This window comes from Microcystis sp. LE19-131.1A (assembly GCF_027532015.1).
Taxonomy (GTDB): Bacteria; Cyanobacteriota; Cyanobacteriia; order Cyanobacteriales; family Microcystaceae; genus Microcystis; species Microcystis ichthyoblabe_A.
In genome coordinates, this window is record NZ_JAPZSS010000076.1 from 1 (window position 1) to 10,498 (window position 10,498).

The following is a 10,498-nucleotide window of genomic DNA, read 5'->3' on the forward strand; positions in this document are numbered from 1 at the left end:
TAATAATAATTCCTAGTAAGCTCGCTCCTATCCCTAATTCTTTCGTTAGCTTTTTGCCTAGAATCGCTAGATCTATTTCTAGCGAGAGAAGCCAGAAGCCTGTGTTGGCAAGTTTTCTAGCTCGCTTGTCCCCCTGTCAGCAATGTTAATCTTGGGATTAGTTTTGATATACCTTTATTCTTTAGGATTTCTTGGAGCAACAAGAGGTGCTATTTTAACTCCGACAATAGTATTAATTTTCTCTGCTTTTGGTTTATCTTATCCTATATCTAATGGAACCCTAACTACTAAATCATCTCTAAAACAGCCAAAGCGGTTGATTTATCTATTATTCTTGATCGGTATCTTTCTGGTAGTCGCCGTATTTTTTATTAATTTTGAGCAGTTATTTGCGGATCTATTCCAGAATACTTTAATCTTTGAAAGGCTTTTCAATCCTGACCAATCTACTCAACGATCTTCAGAATTGCGAATTGAGGAGGCCATCGGAGGGCTTCAAGTTTTCCAAGATGAAACTGAATTTTTATTTGGTAAAGGTTTAGGCGCAACGTTTTTCTCAGTATTGGGCTATGAAGTTTACAGTTTCCATATAGGTATTTTGAATTTTTTGCTTAAGGGCGGATTGATTATGTTCGGTTTTGTTGTTTTTATTTTATATGTAAAACTTCCCCAATTATTTTTTAAATCTCTACTATATCCCCGCACTTTCAATCCACTACAGCGTACCGCATTACTTACAGTTTTACCAGGAATATTTGGCTGGGCATTCATCCTGTTATCTGGTGGAGGCTGGTTTCCCTTTATGTCTTTAGGACTTGGTTTTGCTTTCGGTGCTTACTCACATATTAGAAAGCATGGTCTGGGCATTTTCTTTGAGTAATTAATAAATCGACACAAAGCAATCTTTAGGGAGCATCTCACTTGTGCAATGAGTATTAATCCTCATGTCCGTCAAAAACTAGAAAATCTTCAACTTGATCACAAAGAGAAATGAGATTATAATATCTATAACTTACAATTCAGAATATAGCTCGATGGGAGGAAGAATCCAATGTGATCAGAAAACGAAAAAAGAATTCAAGAGTTATCCCGATAGTTGGGAGCGTGTCTCTAGAAGCAATCCCAAATTAAGAAATTTAATAACTTGGGAGAAAGAGAGGAGGCGGTCAGTGATTTAATGATTGGTGTATGTTAACTCAGAAATCGGTATTTTTTTGTCAAAACAAGCACGGGAGAAACAGCAGGTCGGACAAGAAAAGTGAAAAGTATTTTAGGTGAATTACCAATTACAGAAAAACAAGCGAAGAAGTTAGAAGTAAAGCCGAGAACTCAGATGAGTCATATCTTAGAGAAGAACTGTTTGCTATTAAGTGGCGATGAACATCTGAGAAATCGGAGCAGAAAATCAAATCATTGACGGAAATTGCTGTTTCTCACAGTACCCGACAACGCCTCGTACATCACTATGCTTTTGAAGAATTACCCTCTAACCCAGAAGTAGAAGTGGAAGAAATGAGCATAGATGGCGGTAAGGTACGACTAAGAACTCCCAAGGGAGTTGCCCAAGAATCTCCGCACTTTTAGGGCGGAGATTGTCAATTGTTAAGTGGTTAGCTGAGTTTGTTTACCTACAGGATGCTGCCTATCTAACAGTCTTCGCAGTAGGGGGGAAGATTGCTTTTAAAAGCTTGTCAACCAACCTATTTGCCGCCTAGCAATTCTCATTTTAAGGTTTCATGACATTAAAACCCTTGCACCTAGAGGGGTTAATAATTCTTAACGAATCTCTAGATCGCTGAAACAACGCAAAATCGTTTCAAAATGAGAATAGCTGACCTAAAACACGGCTTCGGCGGGGTTTTAGCCTTCGGGATTCGGGGCGGTTTCGAGGCCGGGCGGAATTTTATCAACCGGGTGAAACTGGCCAGTCATCTCGCCAATGTGGGCGACGCAAAAACCCTCGTTATCCATCCCGCCTCGACGACTCACCAGCAGTTAAACGAGGAAGAACAGCGATCGGCGGGAGTAACGCCCGAATTAATCCGCGTTTCCGTGGGTTTGGAACATATTGACGATATTATCGAGGATTTCCAGCAAACTTTCCAGAGTTTATAACCCACCACCCCGCCCATGTATCGCCTAGACTTGATCTCCCCGGAAACCCGTTTCTATTCCCCACCGCATCCTTTTGTTCTCGAATCGGGGGCGGTTCTCGAAAGGGTGCGGATCGCCTATCGAACCTGGGGAATTTTGAATAACAAGCGGGATAACGGGGTTATTGTCTGTCACGCCTTCACGGGATGGGCCGACGTGGAAGCTTGGTGGGAACCTTTGTTAGGAACCGGACGCGTTCTCGATCCCACCCGGGATTTTATTGTCTGTAGCAATATTCTCGGCAGTTGCTACGGGACAACCGGCCCCACTTCGATCGATCCCCGTACCGGTAAACCCTACGGCCCGACTTTCCCAGAGATCTCCATTCGGGATCTGGTTCACCTACAACGGCTGTTGGTGGACGCATTGGGGATCGAGTCTTTGCGGTTGGTGATCGGGGGTTCCTTGGGAGGGATGCAGGTTTTGGAATGGGCGCTACTGTACCCAGAGAGGACGCGATCGATCGCTGTGATTGCCGCTTTGGGACGACATTCGGCCTGGTGTATCGCACTAGGAGAGGCTCAAAGGGGAGCGATCTATGCCGATCCAGATTGGCAAGGGGGAAATTATGCGATCAATCGCCCTCCGGCCCGGGGTTTATCGGCAGCCCGGATGATGGCGATGACTACCTACCGATCGCACGCCAGTTTTGAGGAACGTTTCGGCCGCGAGTACGGGGAGGGGGGAGAGTTCACGATCGCCCGCTATTTAGAATATCAGGGAGAAAAGTTAGTCGAACGTTTTGACGCTAATGCTTATATCACCTTAAGTAGGGCGATGGATCGTCACGATGTCACCCGGACGGGAAAAAGTTACCAATCGGTTTTACAGTCGATTCAACAACCGACGGCGATCGTGGCGATCGATTCGGATCTTCTTTATCCTCCCGTGGAACAAGAGGAGTTGGCGAAATATATCCCCAATTCTGAATTATTCTGGTTGCGATCGCCGCACGGTCACGACGCATTTTTAATGGATGGCGATATGGATGCGTTGAATGATCTTCTCGTCACTTTCGGGAATGGATGAGCAACGGGAAATAGTCGCGGGTTGGGGATGGTGGGGTAGAGAGCGATCGGCGTTGCTGCGCTGGAGGCGATCGGGATGTTTGAGAGGAAATCTTGTTAAAATTAGAGAAAGGAAGTTTGCTATAATCGTTCGTATTAACTCCCCGAACTCGTTCAATGGAATTTAAAAGTATCAAAGAGCTTCGTGAATATCTCCGTCGTTATAACTCTAACTCGTTTGTAGAAGTTGGTACAAGTGTATGTTGGCAAGAATGGCAAAATGGGGGACCTCGAATATCGCGTCTAGGACGGGTAAAAAAAAATTCCAGACGAAATTATGCTTTACGCTTGATCTTGCTTGCGAGTGCAGGAAATCCTTACCGTAATCAAGCGATTACTTTTCAAGAATTTGAAAGTCTCATTGATGTCTTGTCCAATTTTGCTAATCATACCATTTCAGATAAAACCCTCCTAGATACGGAAGCAGAATATATCTTTAATGATTTACATACTTGGGAGCGAGAGAATTACAAAACTGTTCGTAACTGGAAATTGCTTCTAAGTGATATTTTCACCAAAGAACTAATACGCAAAAATGGAGGCCATCTTTTCTTACAGCGTCAGGCACTTTTTCAAAATTCTGGATTTTGGACCCCCCTTGCTCTTGTACAACTTGCTCGTGTACAACGAACTATGAAGGTTTTTGAAATTCTAAATTCTATAGACTTAAATACTATAAATTTTTTTGAATCCTCCACTAAATTAAATCATGAATTTTATTTTGTTCAGTTTATGTCTAGCATCGGATGTTTTTTGAAAACGAGATTTCGAGGTGTACTAGATTTTAAAAAAAGTATAGATTTTGATGACGAACTGAAATCTAAAGGTTATACCGAAGAAAATCTAAGGATTTTTGTTCGTTTAAATAGTCGAGTTTTTAGTTCGAGTGATCGTGACTCATTCCGTAATATAGTTACAGAAAGGTTAAATAATACAAGTGAAGTATATCATCCTTTCTTTTATAATTCTTTTCTCGATTATCCTTTTATTGATCTGGGTCAAGATAAATATTGTTTGCCAGACGCGTGTTCATTAATGGAATCTTCTTGGAATATAACATGCAAGCATCTTCCATCTAATAAGATTTTGGATCAAGCTTTTGAACAATATCTCGCTAACGTTTTATTACCTATAATCGCACCTAACTGTTTTGAAAAGATTAGAGAGGTTGAAAATCCACAAAGCTCTGACGACAAAAGGGCTGATTTTCTAATTACTCTACCTAATGTTTATATTATTATTGAATGCAAAAATTCTTTAATGTCTTCCGATACAAGCGTATGTTTTAATCCCAAAGGATTGGCGAGTTTGTGGGGAAGAATTCATGGTGCTACAGAACAAATATCATCAACTATTAAAGCTCTTAAACTAGAAGATAAACCTGTGATCCCACTAATTCTTACATTTTATGATGCACTACTAGCATCTAATGTCTTTGAATCGATAGTTAAATCTACAGATTATTGCGATCATTTGAATCTTTCTATGCCTCCTATTGTTCGATCTTTACATGAGTTCGAGGATCGGATATATGATAGAAGCCTAGAAAATTGGGCGGAATCAATGTTACCTAAACAAAGTGATTCTTCAATTAAGCCTGATAATCAAGGACATAATTATAGACATTTAAAGGACATAATTATAGACATTTAAAGGACTTTTATTAATAGGCTTTTATGCTTTGAATTTATATTTTCTGTTGTTTATTGCGACGATTTTTGGTCACGAGATCGGGAAAATGGCTTAAATCCTCGATCGAACGCGGTGCGGGATAAATTTCTCCCGGTTCGGCCGTCACCCGATCGAGATAAATTTGAAAGGCCCTCTCGTCCTCTCTATGTTCGAGAATATAACTCCGTAGTTCCTCGCGACTCATCGATTCAAACTCGCGTTTTATCATACATACCTCCAATCGCCATTTTTAAAAATAATAATTTCTTGCTCTTCCCCAGCGAGAAAAAAGATATTTCCCGTTCTTTCGTCAATCCGAACAATATTAACGGGCAAATACATCTTCGTTGCCCAATAACTTAAAATAAAACAGGTTAGCTGTTGCGCGGCAGTAGGAATGGGCTTGTACTCCTCCAGTGTTTCGTTATCCAGTGTAGCGCAGGACCGACGGGGCGATCAATCGCTTGCCCGTTTATATCTGATAATCCATGACGAAAACCACCTTACCACCCCGTGCGTTGGCACTTAAGGCCGCAGTCATCTTCTTGGGATAGGGGAGATTGAGATTATTCATTAACTGAATAAAATCCTCACGATTGCGGCCGGCGAAACGGGGATTCCAGCGCTTTTCCTCACTGATCGAGGAGACCGTTCTTCCCAGATAATCGTGACAGGGATAAACAAGCGTATCGTCGGGGAGAGTGAATAACTTCTCCGTTACCGTCTTGTATAGCACCTCCGGCGAACCGTTCTGAAAATCGGTACGACCGCAACCGCGAATTAAGAGTGCATCCCCCGTTAATAGGCGTTTTTCATCGATGAGATAGGCTATATGACTATCGGTGTGGCCCGGAGTGGCGATCGCTTTTAGCTGCTGACCTGCCACGGTCCAGAGGTCGCCATCGCGCACATAACCATCGATATCGCTCACTTCGGCGTTTTCGGGAACGAGGATCGAACAGTTGGTTAACTCCCGTAAGCGGTGCGCTCCGGTGATATGGTCGGCGTGGACATGGGTTTCCATCGTGTAGCCTAGAGTTAACCCCAACTGCCAAAGAATCTGCCGATCGCGATCAACCTGTTCGAGGACCGGATCAATTAAAATCGCCTCCCCCGTACCCGAATCAGCGATCAGATAGGTGTAGGTACTCGATTCCCTATCGAAAAGCTGGCGGAAAATCGGCGCTGCCGGCCGGAATGCGATCGAGTAGGCCGTGGGGAGAGAAATTCTCTCTTTCAGCGATCGCAACAAATCCCGGGCCAGTTCGGCCGCCTGTAAACGCAGTTCGGGAATGGCGGTGGTTTCCCAGAGATCGCCTTTGCGGGGATTTCCCAAGCTGTACAGCGTGTCCGATGCCGTACCGTCTGGCCGGAGAATCGCCCCGTTGTCCGCGGTTTCGATGCCACAACCTAGGGGATGGGGACGGATTAACCCCCGTTGGCGAAGATGAACGACGAGGGGATCGGTTATGGTCCTGTAATCGTTACTCGCGCCGGTACAGTTAATAATTCGATCGACGGTTAGGTTTAAGAGGTTTCCCGTTCCCCGTTGACGGATAGTAACCTCTACACAGCCGTTTTTATCCTCGGCAGTTTCAATTCTTCCCCCATGATAGGTTAATTGTCCCGATTCTACGGCCTCGTCGAGGATACTGGCGATCTCATCGGCGAGGCGATGGCGAAGAACCTCCCAATAGGCTTTCAGGTGGCGTAGAAATCTGGCGCGTTCCGCTATCGGCAGACAATGCCATAGACCTTGAGATATCGGACGTAAGGCGTTTAAAACGGCCCGCCAGTCGTGACCTTGACTCTCGGCGGTTTTTACCTCCGCGCGAATCTGCCGTAGGAGTCCCCGCGTGGTCTGGGGTGCGGTTTCGAGGGTGAGGAACGGGGGATAGGGATCGGTGGGTCGGTGCGATCGGGGGATCAGGCCATGACGGGAAACTGCGTGGATTTTGCCCGTGAATCCCCTTTGTGCCAGGGAAACCACCATATCCACCATCGTTAACCCCGTACCGACGAGCAGAATCGTCCCGTCAGGTTTTAGATCGGCGAGTGTGTCCGTCTCCCAAGCGTCGCGGAGATAGGGGGAATTGAGAGACGCGAGGGGTTGGGGAACCGTTGCGGGAAAATTGCCCAGCGCCAGAACTACTTTAGCGGCGCTGATTTTCTTGCCTCCTTTGAGGGTAATCGTTGCCTTTTCCCCGTCGAGTACCAGATCGATCGCCGCATCGGTAAACGTTTCCAGACGGTGATCGGCAATGGCGTTGTTCCGCGCTTCTTCTAGGATCGATCGGATGTATTTGCCGTACACTAGACGCGGGACGAAGCTGGCCGGATCGATCGATCGATAGCCGTTATCTGCTAACCAGTGGAGGAAATGTTCGGGATCGTCCTCGAAGGCGCTCATTTTGCCCGCAGGAATATTGAGCAGGTGGCCGCTGTCTCGCGTTCCGTAGGCGATCCCCGTACCGAGGGGTTTTCGGCGCTCGATCAGGGCGATCGATAATGGAGTCCCTGTGTCGCGTAACAGGTTCGCCGTCACCAGGGAGCCACTAAATCCTCCCCCGATAATGGCGATGTCGAAAGTTGCAGAAAATTGATTCCGGTCAATGTAGCTCATAGATAACTTTTAAAGAGGATTTAGTATTAGTTAGTCTAGCTGAAAGATAATTTTTAGGCATTCTTGGTTAAGACATTAAAAATAAACGATAGAATTGGCTGTCAACTAATATATAAATCCCTAGAAAAATATAGATAAAAGGACTAATTTTATGTCCGTAGTTTGTAACCACTTTAGCTATCCTGGGATGGGTAATCAAAAAATAGGCTAGGGCGCACCAAATCCCCATCATGAGATAAAAAATTATCATGATAATTAAGACGTGCATCGGGGAATTATTGGCAAAAAGAGAGGTATAGATACCAATATTATCACCGCCATTAGCCACGGTCACGGCAGCAACGTAATAGGTTTGGGAGGGAAAACGAGGAAAAAAGGAGCGATTTTTAGAATAATTAACATCTTCTCTTACTTCTTGAATATAATCCTCATTTTCCCTTGACAAAAGTTGTTTAATGCCGATAATTAGAGGGATAAATCCTAATAGACCAATCCATTCTTTAGAAACCAGTAACCCAAATAGTAAACCGAGGGAACTAGCTAGGAGAATCAGGGTAAAACCGAGGTATTGACCAATAATCAGGTGTCGAGGTCGAAAATTAGCATTAAGTCGCGAGAAAAACAACATTAGCACCATCAGATCATCAAGATTTGTGGCTACAAAACTCGTCATGCTAGTAATTAAAAGGGCTACTAACCAATTCATAGATTGAAAAAAGAGATAATCCTTCCCATTCTAAATCTCGTAGTGCCAGATTTCCTCCTCTCGTAAAAGAAGACGATGGACGGGAAGACGTTCCACAGCCCCCTGTTGTTCAAGATGATTAAGTGCGCGGGTAATTGTGACTCTAGTAGTTCCTAATAAGTCAGCGATATCCTGATGAGTTAGACGCACATCAATTAATTGTCCAGTACCGGTTTGTTTACCAAATTGATTGCCTAACCATGACAGTAATTTCAAGACCATAACATCAGTACGTTTGTAGCTACGAATAATACTTAGTTCTTGTGCTTGCTGAAGATGAGACAGCAGAATTTCTGCCATTTGATAACTCTCAACTGTGGAAAAGGAAACTGCTTGTACAGGAGTGATGCACTCAACTTGATAGGGATTGACTCTCTCTAGGGTTTTGCCAACAAAATTGCCAGGTCCCCACAATCCCAAGACGATCAGGGTTCCATCTTCTAACCAGGTGGAGGTTTTCACGACTCCACTCTCGATTTTCCAGAAATTAGGGTTTCTAAGGGGCAAAATCGCCCGATTATCAAAGTGCCAGCGATGGGGGGTTGGTGGTTGATAGGTAAGCGTCATGATTGGTAAGTAGTCGTGCAAAATTAATTTTGTAGTCGAGACTCCGAGACAGGAGACGGGAGACAGCTATTAGGGATCGGATTTGATAATTTTGGGGTAAAAACGATAATTACCCCAAAAAAGACCGATTTTATGCCCTTGCAAGCCCTATTTATTTCGGGGTGCTAGTCTTCTCCAGTTCCGTGGTGGCCGAGGAGATCAGTTCTTGCCAAGCTCGATCGCTTTCTTGTAGAGTTTGTTTAACCGCGTCGATGGTCTTTTCTACGCGAGTTTTCAGGAAAGGGGAAGCATTGTCTTTGAGTCGTTCGGTGTCGTCGGCTAAGATATCGATCGTCTCGGAGGTATTAACGAGGCTATTTTCTAGGGTAATAAGGTTGTTTTGCAGGGTTTCACTGAGTTTAGCGCCGGATTTGGTCAATTTTTTCGTCAATTTACTCACTTTTTCCCCTAGATCGTCAATATTGTCCGCTAAGTCCTCTAGGTTGTCCTGTTGAGCTTCGATAATCTTCTTGTCGAGAGAAGGAGCGGCCAGTTGAGCATTTAGGTCATCGATAGCCGATTTTGCCGCTTGGATGGCTTTTTCATAGGCAATTTGGGCATCTTCGAGAATTTTTGGGCTAGAAACCTCATTTTTTTTCTTGACTGGTTCCACCACGGTGCCACCGGTTGCTGTTGCACGGTCAATGACGGCCAACGGTTCGGGGAGTAGCGGCAAGGCGATCGCATTTCCCCTTCCCCCTAGGAGCAAAGTGACAGTTAAGAGGAAAATCAGCAGCCGGAAAACTTGATTTTTGAGGCTTTTAAAGCTCTTATTTCGGTTGATCATGATTTAATTTTCTCCTGTTTAGAAAAATTAGTTACTCTATCTAAATGTTATCATACAAAATACTTGTATGTTATTTATATACAGAAAATTTTATAAAAAATTTATTATATTTTTTAAACGATAAATTTCAGATAAAATATAAACTTTTTGAGTCAAAAGCCATTACAGAAAAGCTTTTGCTCTTTTAATAAAAAATTAATTTTTATCGCTTTTTTTATTAATGAGATGCTGAACTATCCGATGAGTCTATTTCTTGATTAATCGGAGATATTTTCTTACGACCTTTAATATATTTGGCTAAGGGTTGTTTTTTCTTCAGTCGTTTAATGCCACTGAGGGTGGAGAGAGTGAAAAAAGTTCCCACGAGAACCATCTGCCATAAACCGCAGCCAGAAGCCGCGCCTAATCCTGCCGCTAACCAGATAGTCGCCGCCGAAGTCAAACCTTTCACTTGTACCTTATTTAGTTCCCGATGGGATTGTTGTAGGATGATTCCCGCCCCTAAAAAACCGACACCAGAAGCGACCCCTTGAATAGTGCGACTGAGGGCATTAGAAGACGCATAACCCACATCTCCTTCCGCTTGTAGGGGAATCATCACGAACATGGCAGCTCCGAGACTAACGATGATAAAAGTTCTCAATCCAGCCGGACGACCGCCTCGCTGTCGGTTATAACCAATCAGACAGCCGACGGCCATAGCCATAAGACCTCCTGCAAAAATAGGAACTGATTATGTACAATAAAGTAAAACACTCAGAAAAACCATGACTTACGAAAAAGTAAAAAATTTGAATCCAGAAGAGTTTAAACGCTTTTGTGGAGTATATCCTGAAACATTTAAG

At 43.9% G+C, this 10,498-nt stretch carries 11 protein-coding genes and 2 pseudogenes; 5 read left to right on the top strand and 8 right to left on the bottom strand.

Annotated elements, in window-relative coordinates; translation table 11 throughout:
* The first annotated feature begins 151 nt into the window (after positions 1-151).
* The 5 genes and pseudogenes from O9323_RS06865 (at position 152) to O9323_RS06885 (ending at position 4,874) form a co-directional block, all read left to right on the top strand.
* On the top strand, positions 152-880 hold the full coding sequence (locus O9323_RS06865; protein WP_288124871.1) for a hypothetical protein: 729 nt from the start codon (positions 152-154) through the stop codon (positions 878-880).
* A 216-nt stretch (positions 881-1,096) separates the two neighbouring features.
* Positions 1,097-1,563: pseudogene (locus O9323_RS06870) on the top strand (ISKra4 family transposase); the annotation flags it as partial.
* Between the two features lie 258 nt (positions 1,564-1,821).
* Positions 1,822-2,115 carry a PLP-dependent transferase gene (locus O9323_RS06875; RefSeq protein ID WP_004158329.1) on the top strand — a complete coding sequence of 98 codons (294 nt, stop codon included), beginning with the start codon at positions 1,822-1,824 and terminating at the stop codon, positions 2,113-2,115.
* Between the two features lie 15 nt (positions 2,116-2,130).
* Complete coding sequence (metX, locus tag O9323_RS06880; protein ID WP_288124872.1) at positions 2,131-3,183, top strand: homoserine O-acetyltransferase MetX; 1,053 nt, start codon at positions 2,131-2,133, stop codon at positions 3,181-3,183.
* Between the two features lie 155 nt (positions 3,184-3,338).
* Positions 3,339-4,874, top strand: coding sequence for a hypothetical protein (locus O9323_RS06885; protein WP_288124873.1), 1,536 nt, complete (start codon positions 3,339-3,341; stop codon positions 4,872-4,874).
* A gap of 34 nt (positions 4,875-4,908) precedes the next feature.
* On the opposite strand, the gene O9323_RS06890 is transcribed toward O9323_RS06885, so the two are convergent.
* The 8 genes and pseudogenes from O9323_RS06890 to O9323_RS06920 all read right to left on the bottom strand — a co-directional run bounded on the left by O9323_RS06890 (position 4,909) and on the right by O9323_RS06920 (position 10,359).
* Positions 4,909-5,121 (bottom strand): DUF6887 family protein, encoded by a 213-nt coding sequence (locus tag O9323_RS06890; protein WP_002803142.1) that lies wholly within the window; start codon positions 5,119-5,121, stop codon positions 4,909-4,911.
* Positions 5,118-5,324, bottom strand: coding sequence for a DUF6888 family protein (locus O9323_RS22845; protein ID WP_373276168.1), 207 nt, complete (start codon positions 5,322-5,324; stop codon positions 5,118-5,120). The genes O9323_RS06890 and O9323_RS22845 overlap by 4 nt, the downstream gene beginning before the upstream one ends.
* A 40-nt stretch (positions 5,325-5,364) precedes the next feature.
* The gene (locus O9323_RS06895) at positions 5,365-6,072 is read right to left on the bottom strand and encodes an MBL fold metallo-hydrolase (RefSeq protein WP_288124877.1); all 708 of its coding nucleotides are present in this window, start codon (positions 6,070-6,072) and stop codon (positions 5,365-5,367) included.
* 963 nt (positions 6,073-7,035) lie between these two features.
* Positions 7,036-7,515, bottom strand: a pseudogene (locus O9323_RS06900) (FAD/NAD(P)-binding protein); the annotation flags it as partial.
* Between the two features lie 67 nt (positions 7,516-7,582).
* Positions 7,583-8,221: a cadmium resistance transporter gene (locus O9323_RS06905; RefSeq protein WP_288124874.1), complete on the bottom strand. Its 639-nt coding sequence runs from the start codon at positions 8,219-8,221 to the stop codon at positions 7,583-7,585.
* 30 nt (positions 8,222-8,251) lie between these two features.
* Positions 8,252-8,827 (bottom strand): Crp/Fnr family transcriptional regulator, encoded by a 576-nt coding sequence (locus tag O9323_RS06910; protein WP_002793798.1) that lies wholly within the window; start codon positions 8,825-8,827, stop codon positions 8,252-8,254.
* Between the two features lie 151 nt (positions 8,828-8,978).
* On the bottom strand, positions 8,979-9,653 hold the full coding sequence (locus O9323_RS06915; RefSeq protein ID WP_288124875.1) for a hypothetical protein: 675 nt from the start codon (positions 9,651-9,653) through the stop codon (positions 8,979-8,981).
* Positions 9,654-9,870: 217 nt separating this feature from the next.
* Positions 9,871-10,359, bottom strand: coding sequence for an MgtC/SapB family protein (locus O9323_RS06920; protein ID WP_288124876.1), 489 nt, complete (start codon positions 10,357-10,359; stop codon positions 9,871-9,873).
* Positions 10,360-10,498 lie beyond the last annotated feature (139 nt).